The sequence below is a fragment of the Limnohabitans sp. G3-2 genome (assembly GCF_002778275.1).
Classification (GTDB): domain Bacteria; phylum Pseudomonadota; class Gammaproteobacteria; order Burkholderiales; family Burkholderiaceae_C; genus Limnohabitans_A.
Map to the genome: position 1 here is coordinate 45114 of NZ_NESG01000003.1, position 17029 is coordinate 62142.

Below are 17029 nucleotides of genomic sequence, written 5' to 3' on the forward strand. Positions count from 1 at the left end.
AAAGACAAGGCAAACCATGGCCAGCAGCAAAAAAATCGGCAAAAGCCACGCCAGCAAAAGCCAGGGCATGGCGCTTTGGCTGGGCATCGCCCTTTTGGTGCTGCTGATCGACCAGTTCACCAAAGTGTTGGTGCTGGGGGCTTTCCAGCTGGGTGACAGCACGCCCATCACCTCGTTTTTCAACCTGGTGCGCGTGCACAACCACGGCGCTGCCTTCTCGTTTTTGGCGGGTGCGGGCGGCTGGCAACGCTGGTTTTTCACCGGTATCGGCGTTTTTGCGGCCGTCTTCATGGTCTGGATGCTGCGCTCTCACGCGGGCCAAAAACTCTTCAGCTTGGCCATTGCACTCATTCTGGGCGGGGCCATTGGCAACGTCGTGGACCGCCTGCTGCATGGCTATGTGGTCGACTTTCTGGACTTTTACTGGGGTGCTTGGCACTTTCCGGCTTTCAACGTGGCCGATGCCGGCATCAGCGTGGGCGCGGCCCTGCTGATCTTGGACGAAATTTTGCGGGTCCGGCGCGGGCGCTGAAACCCGCCATCACCACCCCAAGGGCTTGGGCCGCTGCCGCTGCCGCAGCCCCTGACCCACAAAACCGCCAACTCGGTTAAGCTCTGCCCCCCTGATTGAAAAACACGGATGCCCTATGCCCGGACTGCTGCCCCACATTGACCCCGATGGTTTGCTCGAATTTTCGGTGGTCTACACCGACCGCGCCCTGAACCACATGTCCAAGCGCTTTGCTGGCGTGATGACCGACATCTCGCGCATGCTCAAAAGCGTTTACGGTGCCCACTCGGTCGCGCTGGTGCCCGGCAGCGGCACCTTTGGCATGGAATCTGTCGCTCGCCAGTTCGCCACCGGCCAGCACGTCATGGTGATCCGCAACGGCTGGTTCAGCTACCGCTGGACACAAATTTTTGACATGGGCCAGATCCCCAAGAGCCACAGCGTGCTCAAGGCACGCCGCGTGTCTGACAGCTCACAAGCCGCTTGGACACCAGCCCCCATCGCCGAAGTGACCGCCGCCATTGCCGCAGAAAAACCCGCGCTGGTGTTTGCCCCCCACGTCGAAACCTCGGCGGGCATGATCCTGCCCGACGACTACCTCAAAGCGGTGGCCGATGCGGTGCACGCGGTGGGCGGCTTGTTGGTGCTGGACTGCATCGCCTCGGGCGCCATGTGGGTCGACATGAAAGCCACCGGTGTCGATGTGCTGATCAGCGCCCCCCAAAAAGGCTGGAGCAGCTCACCTTGCTGCGCCATGGTCATGCTGAGCGAGCGCGCTCGCCAAGCCATTGACAGCACCACCAGCACCACTTTTGCGATGGACCTCAAGAAATGGCTGCAGGTCATGGAAACCTACGAAAGTGGTGCCCACATGTACCACACCACCTTGCCCACCGACGCGCTGCAGCGCCTGCAAGAGACCATGCTGGAAACCGAGGCCTATGGCTTTGCCAAGGTGCGTGAAGAACAAATGGCCCTGGGCCGCCAAGTGCGCTCACTGCTGTTGGCGCATGGTTTCCCCAGCGTGGCCGCGCCTGGCTTTGAGGCGCCTGGTGTGGTGGTGAGCTACACCACCGACCCGGACATCCAGAGCAGCAAGAAGTTCTTGGCTTTGGGCCTGCAAACCGCCGCGGGCGTGCCTTTGCAGTGCGACGAACCGGCCGACTTCCGCACCTTCCGCATGGGCTTGTTTGGTCTGGACAAATGGCACCAGGTGCCACGCACCTTGCAGCACCTGAGCGATGCGCTCGAGACCCTCGCACCGAAGGCCAAGCTGGCGGCCTGATTCAGGTCTATCGCCCCATCAAAAAACCGCTGCCCTCAGGACAGCGGTTTTTTCATTCTGGGCTGACCCTGGGCAGCGCCAGCACCCCACCCTCACAAAGTGATGACGGTGCAGCCTGTGGTCTTGCGGGCTTCCAGGGCGATGTGCGCGTCCTGGATGTTGGCCAGCGGGAAGGTCTGGTCGATGTGGATCTTGACCTTGCCACCCGTCACGGCTGCGAACAAATCGTCGGCCATCTCTTGCGTGCTCTCGCGCGTGGTGATGTGGCTGAACAAGGTCTGGCGCGTGACATAGATCGAGCCCTTGGGGCCGAGGATGCCCGGCGCGAACGGGGCCACGGCACCCGACGCATTGCCAAAGCTGGCCATCAGGCCAAACGGCGCCAGGCAGTCGAGCGACTTGTCCCAAGTGTCTTTGCCCACCGAGTCGTAAACCACTTTGACGCCCTTGCCACCGGTGATTTCTTTCACTTTGGCCTGAAAGTCTTCGGTCGAATAGTTGATGCAAAACTCGGCGCCGTTGGCCAAAGCCAAGGCGCACTTGGCGTCGCTGCCGGCTGTGCCGATCAGGCGCAGGCCCAGGGCCTTGGCCCACTGGCAGGCGATCAAGCCCACACCGCCTGCTGCAGCGTGGAAGAGCACAAAGTCACCCGCCTTCAAGCCGCCTTGGGGCAGCGTGCGCTTGAGCAAATATTGCGCGGTCAGGCCCTTGAGCATCATGGCCGCACCGGTCTCGAACGAGATCGCGTCGGGCAGTTTGCACACGCACTTGGCGGGCATCACACGCACTTCGCAGTAACTGCCAGGCGGCTGGCTGGCGTAGGCGGCGCGGTCCCCCACCTTCAGGTGCGTGACGCCCTCGCCCACGGCTTCGACCACGCCCGAGGCTTCCATGCCCAGCTTGAGCGGCATGGGCAGCTGGTACAGGCCGCTGCGCTGGTAGACATCGATGAAGTTCAGGCCGATGGCTTTGTGGCGGATGCGGATCTCGCCGGGGCCGGGTTCTCCCACCGTGACATCGACCAGTTTCATGACTTCGGGACCGCCGTGTTGGTCGATCTGGACTGCAAGGCTCATGGAATTCTCCTGACTGTTTGAAAACGAACGATGCGTGACTTTGCCACGAATCTCATGGCGGCGTGCAGGGTGGGGACAGGTCGGCGACAGCGGGAAAACCCGGGGGCCGCTACAGTGCCCCATGTCCCAAAAACTCTCTCCGGTCACCGCCTTGCTGCTCACGGTGCCGCCGCTCATGTGGGCGGGCAATGCCGTAGTGGGCCGCCTGGTCACCGACCTGGTGCCGCCCATCACGCTCAACTTTTTGCGCTGGTTGGTCGCCTTTTTCATTTTGTTGCCTCTGGCCTGGCGGGTTCTGCGCCCAGCCAGTGGCCTGTGGTCGCACTGGCGGCGTTTCGCCTTGCTCAGCCTGCTGGGCGTGGGCTGCTACAACGCGCTGCAGTACCTGGCGCTGCAAACTTCCACACCCTTGAACGTGACCCTGGTCGCGGCCAGCGGACCGTTTTGGATGCTGGTCATCGGCGCCCTGTTCTTCAAAGCCCCTGTGCGGCGCAAGCAAGTGCTGGGCGCGATGCTGTCCGTCACGGGGGTGCTGGTGGTGCTGTCGCGCGGCGATTGGCAACAGCTCTTGGCGGTGCGCTTGGTGATCGGAGACTTTTTCATTTTGCTGGCCACCGCCTGCTGGTCTTGGTACAGCTGGCTGCTCAGCCGCCGCGATGAGCCCGAGGCCATTCGGAACGACTGGGCCGCCTTTTTGCTGGGGCAAGTGGTCTTTGGCCTGGCTTGGTCCGGCCTGTTCACGGGCATGGAGTGGGGCCTGAGCGATGCACACATCAGCTGGGGTTGGCCCTTGATCGCGACCCTGGCCTTTGTGGCCGTGGGCCCGGCCGTGCTGGCTTACCGCTGCTGGGGCCTGGGCATCCAGCAAGCAGGGCCGACGGTGGCGGGCTTCTTTGCCAACCTCACGCCGCTGTTTGCGGCGGTGATGTCGGCGGCGTTTTTGGGCGAGTTGCCGCACCTGTACCACGTGGCGGCGTTTGCGCTCATCATTGGCGGGATTGTGGTGTCGTCGAGGCAGTGAAACCAGGCCAAAGAAGGCCCCCAAAAAATCAATAAGTCCCCGGATACGCCCCACCATCGGCCAGCACGTTCTGGCCTGTCATGTAGGCCGCGTGCTGGCTGCACAAGAAGGCGCAGATGGCGCCGAACTCTTGGGGGTTGCCGTAGCGCCCAGCTGGAATTTGCGCTTGCTGGATGGCGCGCATTTCTTCCACCGTTTTGCCTTGCTTTTGCGCCATCGCAGGCAACGTCGAGCGGATGCGGTCGGTGTCGAACTTGCCGGGCAGCAGGTTGTTGATGGTCACGCCTTGGCCCGCGATCTTGCTGCGCGAGGTACCCGCCACAAAACCGGTCAGGCCACTGCGCGCGCCATTGGACAGGCCCAGCACGTCGATGGGCGACTTCACCGAGCTGGAGGTGATGTTCACAATGCGGCCAAAGCCGCGTGCGGCCATGCCGTCCACCGTGGCTTTGATCAGCTCAATCGGCGTGAGCATGTTGGCGTCGATGGCCTTGATCCAGGCCTCGCGGTCCCAGTCGCGGAAGTCGCCCGGGGGTGGGCCGCCTGCGTTGGTGACCACGATGTCGTAATCTTTGCCTGGGCCGCCCGCCATGCTCCAGATCGCTTCGCGGCCAGCTTCGGTGGTGATGTCTTGCGCCACGGCGATCAATTGCACTTGGCCACCTGTTTCGGCACGCAAGTCCTCCACGGCTTTGTTCAGCACTTCAGCGCCGCGTGCCACCATGACCACGTTCACACCCTCCAGGGCCAAGGCCCGTGCGCAACCCCAGCCCAAGCCTTTGCTTGCGCCACCCACCAAAGCCCATTTGCCTGCAATGCCCAAATCCATGTTGATCTCCTCTTAGTTTCAAACTTTGGGTGCACGCGTCACCCAAAACACCCCGGACAACACCAGCACGGTGCCGCCCATAATCCACACATTGAACGGCTCGCCCAAAATCAGCACGCCCATCAAGAGCGTGGACATGGGGCCAATCATGCCGGTCTGCGCGGTCAAGCCCGAGCCAATGCGCTCAATCGCCATCATCACCAACAGCACGGGCACTGCCGTGCAGGCGGTCGCGTTCAGCAGCGACAACCAAAGCACCGGTTCAGCCACTTGGGCGGCTCCCAGCGGTCGCAGCAGCAAAAATTGACCGATGCACAACACGCAAGCCACCGAAGTGGCCCAGCCGGCCAAGCGCAAGGAGCCCAGTCGCTGCACCAACTGCCCGCTGTAACTCAGGTAAAGCGCGTAGCTGATCGCACTGGCCAACACCAGCCCTGCGCCCAGCAAGGCGTTCTTGCCATCCAAAGCGGCTTCGTGGCCGAACACCAGCAACACGCCGGCATAACTGATGAGCATGCCCACAGCCTGGCGGTGGGAGATTTTGCGGCCATAAAGCAGCCAACCCAGCATCAAAACGAAGGTGGGGTTGAGGTAAAGAATCAGGCGCTCCAAGGAAGCGCTGATGTACTCCAGCCCCCAAAAGTCCAAAAACGACGCGAGGTAATAACCGCAAACACCCAAACCCAAAATGCCCCACCAGTCACGGGCCGCGATCGGGCTTTTGCCACGCCCAGCCCACCAAGCCATGAGCAAAAACATGGGCAATGCAAACAACATGCGCAGCATGAGCAAGGTGACCGCATCCACCCCGTGGCGATAGGCCAATTTGACGATGATGGCCTTGCCACTGAAGGCAATGGAGCCGGCGACGGCCATGAGTAGCCCGGCCGTCATGTGCGGCGTGGGGCTGAGCACCGTCAAAATCCTACGGCCTGGCCGTCGCGGCGCGGATCGCTGGCGGCTTGGTAGCCTTGCACGGCCGGATCGCCCATGCGCCAGATGAACTGACCTGCACCAAAGTCTTGGTAGGAGTCGTTGATGATGTCGAGCTGGTGGCCTCGGGCGATCAAGTCCTGAACCGTGCCGGCGTTCATCGCGGCTTCGACGTTGATGTTCAGGCCTGTGTTGAAGCGCCAGCGCGGTGCATCGCACGCCGCTTGCGGGTTCTGGCCGTAGTCGAGCATGCGCACCAGGGTTTGCATGTGGCCCTGGGGCTGCATGTTGCCGCCCATCACGCCGTAGCTCATGACGGGCTGGCCGTCTTGGGTGACAAAGGCCGGGATGATGGTCTGGAAGGGGCGCTTGCCGGGCAAGACCAGGTTGGCGGGGTTTTGGCCGCGCAGGTCGGTGCTGAAGCCGTGGCCCCGGTTTTGCAAACTGATGCCATACGTCGGTTCGACCACGCCCGAACCAAAGCCCATGAAGTTGCTTTGGATGAAACTGATCATCATGCCGTTTTCATCGGCCGCCGTGAGGTAAATCGTGCCGCCCTTGACCGGGTTGCCCGCCTTGAAGTCTTGCGCCTTGTTCATGTCGATCAGCTTGGCGCGGCTGGCGAGATAAGCCGGGTCCAGCATTTGCTCGGGCGGCAGTTCCATGAAGCGCGGATCGGCCACGTAGCGGTAGGTGTCGGCAAAGGCGAGCTTCATGGCCTCGATCTGCAGGTGCTGCGAGTCGGCGCTGTCCACTTTGTGGCTGGCCAAGTCGAAGTTGGACAGGATGCCCAATGCGATGAGCGCCGCGATGCCCTGCCCATTGGGCGGGATCTCGTGCAAGGTGTAGCCCCGGTAGTCTTGCGCCATGGGCTTGACCCATTCGGGCTGGAAGTCGGCCAGGTCTTTGGCGGTGATGCTGCCGCCGTTGTCCTTGGCAAATTTTTCAATGGCTTCGGCGATCTCGCCGCCATACAGCGCCTGTCCTTTGGTGGCCGCAATGGCCCTCAGGCCCCGCGCCGCGTTCTTGAACTGGAACAGCTCGCCCACCTGCGGCGCACGGCCCCAGGGCAAAAAGCTGTGTGAAAAGCCGGGCTGCGACTGCAACTCGGGCGTGGCAGCGGCCCACTTTTGCTGCACCACCACAGGGATGAGATAGCCACGCTCGGCCACCTCGATGGCAGGCTCCATCAGGTCGGCAAAAGGCAGCTTGCCAAAACGGTCACTCAGGGCCACCCATCCGGCCACGGCACCAGGCACGGTGACCGAGTCAAAACCGCGCTTGGGCGGTGTTTTGACTTCGGCGCCGTATTTGCGGTGAAAGTACTCGGGTGTCCAGGTCGCAGGCGCGGGGCCGGAGGAATTGAGGCCATGCAGTTCTTTGCCGTCCCACAAAATGGCAAACGCGTCCGAACCCAAACCGCAGCTGACCGGCTCGGTCAGGGTGATGACGGCGGCAGCGGCGATGGCGGCATCGACCGCGTTGCCCCCCTTGAGCATCATGCGCAAGCCAGCCTGTGCGGCCAAGGGGTGTGAGGTGGACACCACATTGCGCGCAAACAGGGGCAGGCGGGTGCTGGTGTAGGGGAACTGGTAATCGAAATTCATGTCAATCCAATGTGATCTTGCGCTCGGTGATGATCTTTTTCCACTTCGCCGATTCGCTGGCCAGCATGGTGGTGAACTGGGCGGGCGAGCCGCCCACGGGCTCAATGCCAAAGCGCAACAGCTTGTCCATCACCTCAGGGTCTTGGAGGACTTGGTTGGCGGCCGTGTTGATGCGGGTGACCACCTCGGCGGGCAGGTTTTTGGGGCCAAACACGCCAAACCAGGTGTTGGATTCGTAACCCGGTAAAACATCGGCAATGGGTGGCACGCCCGGTGCCAGCGCTGTGGGCTTGAGCGTGGTCACGCCCAGCGCACGCAAGCGGCCATCGCGCACATGCGGCATGCCCGTGGGCAGGCTGTCAAACAACACGTCCACCTTGCCGGAAATCAGGTCGGGAATGGCCAGCGCCGTGCCTTTGTAGGGAATGTGCACCACAAACACATCGGCCTGCGCCTTGAACAGCTCGGCCGACAACTGCACGATGGTGCCGTTGCCGCTGGATGCGTAGTTCAGGCGACCGGGGTTTTTCTTGGCGTAGTCGACCCATTCCTTGACGGTTTTGGCGGGCGAGTTGTTGGGCACCAGCATGATGCTGGGCGCATTGCCCAAATGCACCACGGGCATGAAGTCGCGCACAGCGTCATAGGACATGCGCGGGTTCAGGTTGGGGCCAATCGAGTGGGTGCTGGACGTCGACAGCAGCAAGGTGTAGCCATCAGGCGTGGCCTTGGCGGCCAAGTCAGCCCCCAAAGTACCACCGGCTCCTGGGCGGTTTTCCACCACCAGGCTTTGTCCCAGTTTTTCACCCATTTTTTGCGACAAGGTTCGGGCGAACAAATCGGTCGCGCCACCTGCGGGAAAGGGCACGATCAAGCGAACGGGCTTGGTGGGATAAGACTGCGCCTGAACCATGCCCACCGCTGCCAGGGCGAGCGTGACCGCACACACACCACGAAGCCAATGTCTCTTTTCCATGTCCGTACTCCTGTCAAAGACAAAATCTCTCTCTATTGATGCCCTATTTTCTCAGAGCGGCCTGTTTTGGGCAGCGCCCAAGTGACAAGACCACACACGCTGAAAAACTGCGGCCAGGAACGACAACGGCCTCCCAAAGGAGGCCGTTGTGGGCTGTCAAAGAAGCGCGATCAATCTTCGACGAAAGCCTCTTCGCGCTTGGACTTGATGGATGGCAAAGCCACGATGACCAAGAGGAGGAGCGCAGCCGCCAGCAAACCCGCCGAGAGGGGGCGCGTGACAAACACGCTCCAGTCACCCCGCGAGAGCAACATGGCGCGGCGCAGGTTTTCTTCCATCATCGGGCCCAAGATGAAGCCCAAGAGCAAAGGCGCTGGCTCCATGCCCAGTTTGATGAAGGTGTAACCCACCACACCGAACATTGCCACCATCCAGATGTCCCAAGTGTTGTTGTTGGTCGAGTACACACCGATCGCGCAGAACAACACAATGGCCGGGAACAACCAGCGGTAAGGCACCGACAGCAACTTGATCCAGATGCCGATCAAAGGCAGGTTCAAGATGATCAGCATGGCGTTGCCAATCCACATCGAGGCGATCAGGCCCCAGAACAACTCGGGGTTGCTGGTCATGACCTGAGGGCCAGGCTGGATGTTGTGGATGGTCATCGCACCCACCATCAAAGCCATCACCGCGTTAGGTGGAATGCCCAGGGTCAGCAAGGGGATGAACGAGGTCTGCGAGGCCGAGTTGTTGGCCGATTCGGGCGCAGCCACACCGCGGATGTTGCCTTGACCGAAAGGCACTTCACCAGGGCGGAGTTTGGTTTTCTTTTCGATGGTGTAGGCCGCAAAAGCCGCCAGCAGTGCACCGCCACCGGGCAAGATGCCCAGAGCCGAGCCCAGGAAAGTGCCGCGCAACACAGCGGGCACCATGTTCTTGAAGTCTTCCGCATTGGGCATCAAACCCGTCACTTTGGCCGTGAAGACTTCGCGGTCTTCTTCGGGCTTGGACAGGTTGGAGATGATTTCGCCGTAACCGAACACACCCATCGCGATCACGATGAAGCCGACGCCGTCGGTCAACTCTGGGATGTCGAAGCTGAAACGTGCCACACCCGAGTTCACGTCGGTGCCGATCAAGCCCATCAGCAGGCCCAACACGATCATGCCGACCGCTTTGATGAGGGAACCCGAAGCCAACACCACCGCACCGATCAAGCCCAAGATCATGAGCGAGAAGTATTCGGCTGGACCGAACTTGAAGGCCACCTCGGTCAAGGGCGCCGCAAATGCGGCCAAGATCAAAGTGCCCACGCAACCGGCGAAGAACGAGCCCAAACCGGCCGCCGCCAAAGCGGGACCTGCGCGGCCTTTGCGGGCCATTTGGTAGCCGTCGATCATGGTCACCACCGACGACGCTTCGCCAGGCAAGTTGACCAAAATCGCGGTGGTCGAGCCACCGTATTGCGCACCGTAATAGATACCGGCCAACATGATCAGGGCCGCCACGGGGGGCAGCGCGTAGGTGGCGGGCAAGAGCATGGCGATGGTGGCCACAGGGCCCACGCCCGGCAACACGCCGATCAAGGTGCCCAGCAAACAGCCGATGAACGCGTAAATCAGGTTTTGGAAGGTGAAAGCCACCCCAAAACCGAGCGCCAAGTTGTCAAAAAGTTCCATGAATTATTTCTCCTCAACCGGTGATGAAGGTGGGCCAGACGGGGAACTGCAACTTGAGCAGAAGGACGAAAGCCGCGTAGCAACCGATCGACAAGATCGTCGCCAGAACCAAGACTTCTTTGAGCTTGAAGGTGTCACCCGCCAAACTGACCACCAAGGTGGTGCCAAAAATCGCCACGATCAAACCCATGGCGGGCACACCCAGGCTGGGCAAGCCGCCCAACAAAATACCAAACAACACGTTGCCGGCAATGATGAAGACCAAAGGCTTCCAGGCCCATGCACCGATCTTGTCGCCGTCTTGGGTTTCCACCGTCAAGGCTTTGAACATGACGAAGGCGCCAATGACCGCCAACAAAATGCCCAGCAACAAGGGGAAATAACCAGGGCCCATGCGGGCGCCGGTTCCGACGCTGTAATTGGTCGCGCCAATGGCAAAGGCTGCACCGGCTACGGTGTAAAACAGCCCAGCGAAAAAGTCTTTTTGACTCTTGATGTTCACGAGAAATCTCCTCTGATTTGAGTTGAACCCATTGTGTTGGACTAAACAGGGCTTGTGAATGTGGGTTACACCTACGGCACAGCCCCCACGGCTTCATGGTTTACCCTGATGCCAGGGCCTGCCGCACGGGGTTGGGCGGGCTGCGATTCACTTGACCAAGGGCTTGAACACCTTGAGCCACAAAGAGGCGGGCCAGCCCCACTGGGCTTGCACAGCCTCTGCCGCGCGGGTCATGTCTTCGCGGGATGGGCGACTGGCCGTGCGCTGCGCCAGCACGATCGCATTGCCCTCGCGCGTGGGCTTGAAGGCCCACACCGCGTCCTCGCCAAAGGCGGCGCAAATCTTCTCCACGCTGTCGGCATAACTGGACGAGCGGCCAAACAGGTTCACCGTCATGCAGCCTTGCAGGCTGAGCAACTCGCGGCAATTTCGGTAAAAGCCGGGCGTGTCCAGCACCGGGGCTGCGGCCTCTTCGTCGTACAGGTCTACCTGCAGCGCATCCACGGTGCCGCGCCATTCGTCTTTCTGGATTTCCAGGGACGCATCGGCCAGCACCACGCGCAAGCGCTCATCATCTGGCGGCAGGCGGAACCAACCCCGGCAAGCGTGCAACACGCCAGGGTTCAGCTCCACGGCGGTGCAGGTCATCTTGAGTTTTTTGTAGCAAAACTTGGTGATGGTGCCCGCGCCCAGACCCAGCTGCATGGCGTGTGCACCCTTGACTTCGGCAGGCGGGAAAAACAGCAGCCAGGCAAACATGCGCTGCACATATTCCAACTCAATGTCAAAGGGCCGGTCCAGAAACATCGAGCCCTGAATCCATTCGGTGCCCAGGTGCAGGTAACGGATATCGCCGTCTTCGGAGAAGTTGACTTCGGGCAGTTCGAGGCTTGGCGAGGAAGATTTTTTTCGGGTCATGGGGCGTGATGGTACAGAGCGGCCAGCTGGGGCAACACACGGCAGGCATTGGCGGTGGTGGCGGCTGCCAGCTCGGTGAGCGGCAAACCGCGCAAGCTGGCCAGCACCTGCGCGATGCGCGGCAACTCGGCCGGGCTGTTGCGACCCTGCGCTGCACCCAGCGCCCGCTGCTCGGCCGTTTGGTAGAGCCACTGCGGCGGGATGTCGGGCGCGTCGGTCTCCAGCACCAGGGCGCTCAGGGGCAGCTCGCTGGCCAAGCGACGCAGCTGCAAGGAGCGCTCGTAGGTCAAGGTGCCGCCAAAGCCCAGGGCAAAGCCCATGTCCACAAAAGCCTGGGCCTGCTGAACACTGCCATTGAAAGCGTGCGCAATGCCTGAAGGTATGGGGCACTGGCGCAAACCTTTGAGCAACAGGTCGGCCGAGCGGCGCACATGCAAAATCACCGGCAGGCCATGCTTTTGCGCGAGTTGGAGTTGCGCGGTGTAAAACCACCATTGCCGCTCGCGCAGGGGGGGCGTGCACAACTCGGGCACAAAAAAGTCCAGCCCGATCTCGCCCACCGCCACCAGGCGCGGGTCTTCGCGGCGCTCGGTCAAAGCGAGGTCCAGCGCCAGCAGATCATTGTCTTGGGCCTGCGGCACATACAAAGGGTGGATGCCCAAGGCGTACGCATCGCCATGCCGCAGAGCCAACTGCGCCACTTGGGGCCAGTGGGCGGCGTGCACCGCGGGGATCACACAGCGCGTCACGCCTGCGGCCCGGGCCGCTTGGCGCACCGCATCGCGGTCGGCATCAAACTCGGCCGCGTCCAGGTGGCAGTGCGTGTCGATCCACATGGCGCGTCGCCCCCATCAAACCGGCGCTTGCAGCACGCCCTTGACGAGGTGCAGCTGCCGGTCGCAGCGGGCGGCCAAAGCTTGGTCGTGCGTGACCACCACAAAGGCGGTGCCGCGCTCGCGGGCCAGTTGCAGCATCAAGGCAAACACGCCGTCGGCCGTTTCGCGGTCCAGGTTGCCGGTGGGCTCATCGGCCAGCACGCAGGCCGGGTCGTTGACCAATGCACGGGCCAGCGCCACACGCTGGCGCTCGCCACCCGACAACTCAGACGGCCTGTGGTGCAGGCGCTCGCCCAGCCCCACGCGCTGCAACCACCCACGGGCCACGGCAGCCGCTTCGGCGCGGTCTTGGCGGCGAATCCACAGCGGCATGGCCACGTTGTCCAAGGCACTGAACTCGGGCAGCAAGTGGTGGAACTGGTAGACAAAGCCCAGGTAACGGTTGCGCCACTGGCCTTGCTCGGCCGCGCTCAGGGCAGACAGCAACTGGCCCTTCAATTGCACCGAACCTTGGCTGGGGGCGTCCAGGCCGCCCAGCAGATGCAGCAAAGTGCTTTTGCCCGAGCCAGAGGCCCCCACGATGGCCAACGTTTCGCCCGCGTACACCGTCAGATCGACGCCTTGCAGCACCGTCACATCCAAGCGCCCTTCGGTGAAACGCTTGGTCAGCCCCTGCGCCAGAAGCACCACGGGTTTTGTCGTGTCATTCATAGCGCAAGGCCTCCGCCGGGTTGACCTGGCTGGCGCGCCAGCTGGGGTAAAGCGTGGCCACAAAAGCCAGCGCCAAAGAAATGATGGCCACAGGCAGGATGTCGCTGGCCAGCGGCTCGCTGGGCATGCGGCTGATCAGGTAGATGTCGCGCGGCAAAAAGCTGGCGTTGAACAGCGTCTCCAGCGCGGGCACGATCACATCGATGTTGAAGGCCACCAGCAGCCCCAGCCCCAATCCGCTCAGGGTGCCGATCACGCCCACAGTGGCGCCCTGCACCACAAAAATGCCCATGATGCTGCGTGGGCTGGCCCCCAGCGTGCGCAAGATCGCGATGTCGGCGCGTTTGTCGGTCACGGTCATCACCAGCGTGCTGACCAAATTGAAAGCGGCCACCGCCACGATGAGGGTGAGGATGATGAACATCATGCGTTTTTCGACTTGCACGGCGGCAAACCAGGTCTTGTTTTGCTGCGTCCAGTCGCGCACAAAAAAGCCGGGGCCCAAGTTGAGCTGCAGATCCCGCGCCACCTCTCTGGCCTGGTGCAGGTCGCGCAACTTGAGGCGCACGCCGCTGGGGCCTTCGAGTCGGAACATGCGGGCCGCGTCGTCGACGTGCATGAGGGCCAGCGCCGAGTCGTATTCATAATGCCCCGAAGAAAACGTGCCCACCACGGCCATCTGCTTCATGCGCGGCACCACACCCGCAGGGGTCACCTGGCCCGATGGCGACACCAGTGTCACGGGGTCGCCGGACTGCACACCCAGGTTGTAGGCCAGATCGCGGCCCAACACCAATTTGAATTCGCCGGCTTGCAAACGCATCAACACACCGGCTTGCGTGTCACTCGACAGGTCGCTGACCTCGGGCTCCAGCGCTGGATCGATGCCGCGCACCAGCACGCCCTTCATGTCCTCGCCGCGGGCCAACAAGGCTTGCGCGGTGATGAAGGGCGCCGCCCCCAGCACCTGGGGATGGGCTTTCAATCGAGTCAGCAGTGCGGGCAAGTCGGCCACGGCTGCGCCATCGGCGGCGTACACCTCAATGTGCGACACCACACCCAACATGCGGTCACGCACCTCTTTTTGGAAGCCATTCATCACGCTCAGCACGATGATGAGTGCCGCCACGCCCAGGCCAATGCCCATCATGGACACCCCAGAAATGAAAGAAATGAAGCCGTTGCGCCGAGTTGCACGGCCTGCACGCGTGTAGCGCCAGCCCAACAACAACTCATAGGGGATGTTTTTGAAAAAAGACATAGGTCGCTATTGTGACCAATTGACCAAAGCCGGGAAGCACTCGGCCCAACTGGGTGGCCCAGGGTGTTGGATTTCAAAAGTCACCGCCGAGACGGCATGAAGGTTTCAGGGGCGCTGAAATAGAGCCTTGTCAGATTCAAAGACCCGCTTGGAGAGAGCATGAAAACCCGTGTCACCGCTTCCATCACCTTGACAGCAGCCGTGTTGCTGAGTGCTTGCCAGACAGCGCCCGTCAAAACGCCGGAGCCACCGACTTCACCCGAAGTGGTGGGTGAATTCCGCAAGGGCACGGGCTATCTGAACGGCTATCTGGACCGCAAGGTCCTGCCCGACAGCCTGGCCCTGGTGCCACCGCCGCCCGCCGCAGGCTCAGCCCGCCATGCGGCCGATGTGCAGTGGCACCAGCAAACCCGCGCCCTGCGCAACACGCCGCGCTGGGATCTGGCCTACAAGGACGTGAACCTGAAGTTTCCTGAAGCGGCCGGGGTGTTCTCGTGCGCCCTGGACATGCCCATCTCGCAAGAGGCGACGCCCCACCTGAACATGCTGCTTCGCCGCAGCCTGATCGACGCGGGCTTGGCCACTTACAAAGCCAAAGACCATTACCAGCGCAAGCGGCCTTTTGCCGAGCTCGGTGGCACCACCTGCTCTCCCCAAGAAGAAGCCCATTTGTCCAAGGACGGCGCCTACCCCTCGGGCCACGCGGCCCTGGGCTGGGCCTGGGGCTTGATTCTGACCAGCGTGGCACCCGACAAAGCTGATGCCCTGCTGCAACGCGCCCATGCCTTTGGCGACAGCCGGATGGTGTGTGGCGTGCACTGGCAAAGCGACCTGGAAGCCGGGCGCGTGGTGGGCGCAGCCGCTGTGGCTCGGCTGCAAGCCGACCCGGTGTTCCAAGCCCAAGCCCAACTGGCCAAGGGTGAAATTGCTGCCGCCCGGGCCAAAGGCCTGAAATCAGACCGCCAGGATTGCGCAGCCGAAGCTGCCGCCCTCAAGCGCTGAGAAGCCAGGCGGATTTGTCCTCAGGGGCATCGCTCTGAGCCCCCCACATGGCCTTTCAGCGGCTGGCCTTGTCCAGTGCCTGGTCGATGTCCCACAGGATGTCGTCCAGGTTCTCAAGGCCGACCGAGATGCGCACCATGTCGGGCGGCACGCCAGCGGCCAGTTGCTGGGCCTCGTCGAGCTGCCGGTGCGTGGTGCTGGCGGGGTGGCTGATCAGGGTGCGCGTGTCGCCAATGTTGACCAAGTGGCTCATGAACTGGGCCGACTCGATGAAGGTCACGCCCTGCGCCAAGCCGCCTTTCACGCCGAACGACAGCAGGCCCGAGGCGCCGCGCATCTGGCGCTGCATCAGGGCGTGCTGCGGGTGCTCACTCAGGCCGGGGTAGTTGACCCAGGCCACGCGCGGGTCGGCTTGCAAAAACTTGGCCACACCCAAAGCGTTGTCGCAGTGCTTGTGCATGCGCAGGGGCAGCGTCTCGACGCCTTGCAGAATTTGCCACGCGCTCATGGGGCTGAGCGATGCGCCAAAGACGCGCAGGCTCTCCATGCGGCAGCGCATGGAAAAGCCAAAGTCGCCAAAAGTCTCGTAAAACTTCACGCCGTGGTAGCCCTGCGAGGGCTCGGTCATACCGGGGAACTTGCCATTGTCCCAAGGGAATTGGCCCCCCTCCACCACCACCCCGCCCAAGGTGGTGCCGTGGCCCGCCAAATATTTGGTGGCCGAATGCACCACGATGTCGGCGCCCAGCGCCAGCGGGTTGCACAGCAGCGGGCTGGGCACGGTGTTGTCGATGATGAGCGGCACGCCGTGCGCATGGGCGACCTCGGCCACAGCGGCGATGTCCAGCACCACCATGCTCGGGTTGCCCAGGCTCTCGGCATACACCGCCCGGGTGTTGGGGCGCATGGCCGCGGCAAAGGCCTCGGGCCGTGTCGCGTCGACAAACGTGGTGTCGATGCCGAACTTGGCCAAGCTCACGGCCAGCAGGGTGACCGAGCCGCCGTACAAAGCCCCGGCCGCCACCACATGGTCACCCGACTGGAGGATGGTCATCAGCGCCATGGTTTCAGCCGCCATGCCCGAGGCACTGGCCACGGCAGCGCGCCCGCCCTCGAGCGCGGCCACACGCTCTTCGAGCACCGCCACCGTGGGGTTGCTCAGGCGCGAATAGACATTGCCAAAGGTCTGCAGGTTGAACAGGGACGCCGCATGCTCGGCGCTGTCAAACACAAAGCTGCTGGTTTGGTAAATCGGCAGCGCGCGGGCGCCGGTGGCCGCATCGGGGATTTGCCCCGCGTGAATGGCCAGGGTCTCGGGGTGGAATTGGCGGTCGGTCATGGTGTTCGGTCGAGAAAGTTGGCTTGAATGTGGAGGCGCCCACCCGCGTGGGCGAGGGCTGGTTTCACACCAGCCGCCGCGCAGAAATGATGCCCGTGTTCACGCCCACCCAGTTCAGGCCACCGAACAGCCGGGCGTGCTCGATCTTGACGCAGCGGTTGTGCACCGAATCCATCCCGGCCTGCCGAGCCAGAGCGTCGGCCTCGGGGTTGGCCACGCCCAGTTGCTGCCAGAGACATTGGGCGCCGATCTGTATGGCCTGCTCGGCAATGGGCAGCACGTCTTCGGCGCGGCGAAACACATCCACCATGTCCACCTGGAAGGGGATGTCGCCCAGGCTGGCGAAACAGGCTTCGCCCAAAATCGCTTGCCCCGCGTAACGCGGGTTGACCGGCACGATCTGGAAACCGTGCGACTGCATGTACTTGGCGGCGAAATAGCTCGGCCGGTGCCACTCGGCCGACAGCCCCACCACGGCGATGGTGCGGCAGCTTTTGAGGATGCGCCGCAGCGCGTGCAAATCGTTGTGCATGAGGTGCC

The 17029-nt window shown here is 62.4% G+C and carries 17 protein-coding genes; 4 read left to right on the top strand and 13 right to left on the bottom strand.

The window, feature by feature from the left end; genetic code table 11:
* Positions 1–16 precede the first annotated feature (16 nt).
* Positions 17–532 carry a signal peptidase II gene (lspA, locus tag B9Z31_RS04630; protein ID WP_100118407.1) on the top strand — a complete coding sequence of 172 codons (516 nt, stop codon included), beginning with the start codon at positions 17–19 and terminating at the stop codon, positions 530–532.
* 115 nt (positions 533–647) lie between these two features.
* Positions 648–1796 carry an aminotransferase class V-fold PLP-dependent enzyme gene (locus tag B9Z31_RS04635; RefSeq protein WP_100118408.1) on the top strand — a complete coding sequence of 383 codons (1149 nt, stop codon included), beginning with the start codon at positions 648–650 and terminating at the stop codon, positions 1794–1796.
* A gap of 92 nt (positions 1797–1888) precedes the next feature.
* Here B9Z31_RS04635 and B9Z31_RS04640 read toward each other — a convergent pair whose 3' ends face one another.
* Entirely contained in the window at positions 1889–2872 is a 984-nt protein-coding gene (locus B9Z31_RS04640) for a quinone oxidoreductase (RefSeq protein ID WP_100118409.1), read from the bottom strand.
* Between the two features lie 121 nt (positions 2873–2993).
* On the opposite strand from B9Z31_RS04640, the gene B9Z31_RS04645 reads away from it, so the two are divergent.
* A complete protein-coding gene (locus B9Z31_RS04645; protein ID WP_100118410.1) occupies positions 2994–3893 on the top strand; it encodes a DMT family transporter in 900 nt (299 codons plus the stop codon).
* Positions 3894–3921: 28 nt separating this feature from the next.
* Here B9Z31_RS04645 and B9Z31_RS04650 read toward each other — a convergent pair whose 3' ends face one another.
* The 10 genes from B9Z31_RS04650 to B9Z31_RS04695 form a co-directional block, all read right to left on the bottom strand.
* The gene (locus tag B9Z31_RS04650; protein ID WP_100118411.1) at positions 3922–4722 is read right to left on the bottom strand and encodes an SDR family oxidoreductase; all 801 of its coding nucleotides are present in this window, start codon (positions 4720–4722) and stop codon (positions 3922–3924) included.
* An 18-nt stretch (positions 4723–4740) separates the two neighbouring features.
* Positions 4741–5616, bottom strand: coding sequence for a DMT family transporter (locus B9Z31_RS04655; protein WP_100118412.1), 876 nt, complete (start codon positions 5614–5616; stop codon positions 4741–4743).
* Between the two features lie 23 nt (positions 5617–5639).
* The gene (locus tag B9Z31_RS04660) at positions 5640–7262 is read right to left on the bottom strand and encodes a gamma-glutamyltransferase family protein (protein ID WP_100118413.1); all 1623 of its coding nucleotides are present in this window, start codon (positions 7260–7262) and stop codon (positions 5640–5642) included.
* 1 nt (position 7263) lies between these two features.
* Positions 7264–8238: a tripartite tricarboxylate transporter substrate binding protein gene (locus tag B9Z31_RS04665; protein WP_100118414.1), complete on the bottom strand. Its 975-nt coding sequence runs from the start codon at positions 8236–8238 to the stop codon at positions 7264–7266.
* A gap of 170 nt (positions 8239–8408) precedes the next feature.
* The gene (locus tag B9Z31_RS04670) at positions 8409–9920 is read right to left on the bottom strand and encodes a tripartite tricarboxylate transporter permease (protein WP_100118415.1); all 1512 of its coding nucleotides are present in this window, start codon (positions 9918–9920) and stop codon (positions 8409–8411) included.
* 13 nt (positions 9921–9933) lie between these two features.
* Positions 9934–10422: a tripartite tricarboxylate transporter TctB family protein gene (locus B9Z31_RS04675; RefSeq protein WP_100118416.1), complete on the bottom strand. Its 489-nt coding sequence runs from the start codon at positions 10420–10422 to the stop codon at positions 9934–9936.
* 147 nt (positions 10423–10569) lie between these two features.
* The gene (locus B9Z31_RS04680) at positions 10570–11340 is read right to left on the bottom strand and encodes a spermidine synthase (RefSeq protein ID WP_100118417.1); all 771 of its coding nucleotides are present in this window, start codon (positions 11338–11340) and stop codon (positions 10570–10572) included.
* Positions 11337–12176: a TatD family hydrolase gene (locus B9Z31_RS04685; RefSeq protein WP_100118418.1), complete on the bottom strand. Its 840-nt coding sequence runs from the start codon at positions 12174–12176 to the stop codon at positions 11337–11339. Before B9Z31_RS04685 ends, B9Z31_RS04680 begins: the two co-directional genes overlap by 4 nt.
* Positions 12177–12191: 15 nt before the next feature.
* Positions 12192–12887: a lipoprotein-releasing ABC transporter ATP-binding protein LolD gene (gene lolD / locus B9Z31_RS04690; RefSeq protein WP_100118419.1), complete on the bottom strand. Its 696-nt coding sequence runs from the start codon at positions 12885–12887 to the stop codon at positions 12192–12194.
* The gene (locus B9Z31_RS04695; RefSeq protein ID WP_100118420.1) at positions 12880–14148 is read right to left on the bottom strand and encodes a lipoprotein-releasing ABC transporter permease subunit; all 1269 of its coding nucleotides are present in this window, start codon (positions 14146–14148) and stop codon (positions 12880–12882) included. Before B9Z31_RS04695 ends, lolD begins: the two co-directional genes overlap by 8 nt.
* 159 nt (positions 14149–14307) lie before the next feature.
* Here B9Z31_RS04695 and B9Z31_RS04700 point away from each other — a divergent pair, with 159 nt between their 5' ends.
* A complete protein-coding gene (locus tag B9Z31_RS04700; protein ID WP_100118421.1) occupies positions 14308–15150 on the top strand; it encodes a phosphatase PAP2 family protein in 843 nt (280 codons plus the stop codon).
* A gap of 55 nt (positions 15151–15205) precedes the next feature.
* On the opposite strand, the gene B9Z31_RS04705 is transcribed toward B9Z31_RS04700, so the two are convergent.
* Positions 15206–16489: an O-acetylhomoserine aminocarboxypropyltransferase/cysteine synthase family protein gene (locus B9Z31_RS04705; protein WP_100118422.1), complete on the bottom strand. Its 1284-nt coding sequence runs from the start codon at positions 16487–16489 to the stop codon at positions 15206–15208.
* A 64-nt stretch (positions 16490–16553) separates the two neighbouring features.
* Positions 16554–17021: a CoA-binding protein gene (locus B9Z31_RS04710; protein ID WP_100118423.1), complete on the bottom strand. Its 468-nt coding sequence runs from the start codon at positions 17019–17021 to the stop codon at positions 16554–16556.
* Positions 17022–17029 lie beyond the last annotated feature (8 nt).

Coding starts and splice junctions, on each gene's coding strand:
- B9Z31_RS04665 (WP_100118414.1), bottom strand. CDS start 8,238: ATGGAAAAGAGACATTGGCTTCGTGGTGTGTGTGCGGTCACGCTCGCC.
- B9Z31_RS04635 (WP_100118408.1), top strand. CDS start 648: ATGCCCGGACTGCTGCCCCACATTGACCCCGATGGTTTGCTCGAATTT.
- lolD (WP_100118419.1), bottom strand. CDS start 12,887: ATGAATGACACGACAAAACCCGTGGTGCTTCTGGCGCAGGGGCTGACC.
- B9Z31_RS04645 (WP_100118410.1), top strand. CDS start 2,994: ATGTCCCAAAAACTCTCTCCGGTCACCGCCTTGCTGCTCACGGTGCCG.
- B9Z31_RS04695 (WP_100118420.1), bottom strand. CDS start 14,148: ATGTCTTTTTTCAAAAACATCCCCTATGAGTTGTTGTTGGGCTGGCGC.
- lspA (WP_100118407.1), top strand. CDS start 17: ATGGCCAGCAGCAAAAAAATCGGCAAAAGCCACGCCAGCAAAAGCCAG.
- B9Z31_RS04710 (WP_100118423.1), bottom strand. CDS start 17,021: ATGCACAACGATTTGCACGCGCTGCGGCGCATCCTCAAAAGCTGCCGC.
- B9Z31_RS04685 (WP_100118418.1), bottom strand. CDS start 12,176: ATGTGGATCGACACGCACTGCCACCTGGACGCGGCCGAGTTTGATGCC.
- B9Z31_RS04660 (WP_100118413.1), bottom strand. CDS start 7,262: ATGAATTTCGATTACCAGTTCCCCTACACCAGCACCCGCCTGCCCCTG.
- B9Z31_RS04670 (WP_100118415.1), bottom strand. CDS start 9,920: ATGGAACTTTTTGACAACTTGGCGCTCGGTTTTGGGGTGGCTTTCACC.
- B9Z31_RS04705 (WP_100118422.1), bottom strand. CDS start 16,489: ATGACCGACCGCCAATTCCACCCCGAGACCCTGGCCATTCACGCGGGG.
- B9Z31_RS04655 (WP_100118412.1), bottom strand. CDS start 5,616: ATGACGGCCGGGCTACTCATGGCCGTCGCCGGCTCCATTGCCTTCAGT.
- B9Z31_RS04650 (WP_100118411.1), bottom strand. CDS start 4,722: ATGGATTTGGGCATTGCAGGCAAATGGGCTTTGGTGGGTGGCGCAAGC.
- B9Z31_RS04680 (WP_100118417.1), bottom strand. CDS start 11,340: ATGACCCGAAAAAAATCTTCCTCGCCAAGCCTCGAACTGCCCGAAGTC.
- B9Z31_RS04640 (WP_100118409.1), bottom strand. CDS start 2,872: ATGAGCCTTGCAGTCCAGATCGACCAACACGGCGGTCCCGAAGTCATG.
- B9Z31_RS04700 (WP_100118421.1), top strand. CDS start 14,308: ATGAAAACCCGTGTCACCGCTTCCATCACCTTGACAGCAGCCGTGTTG.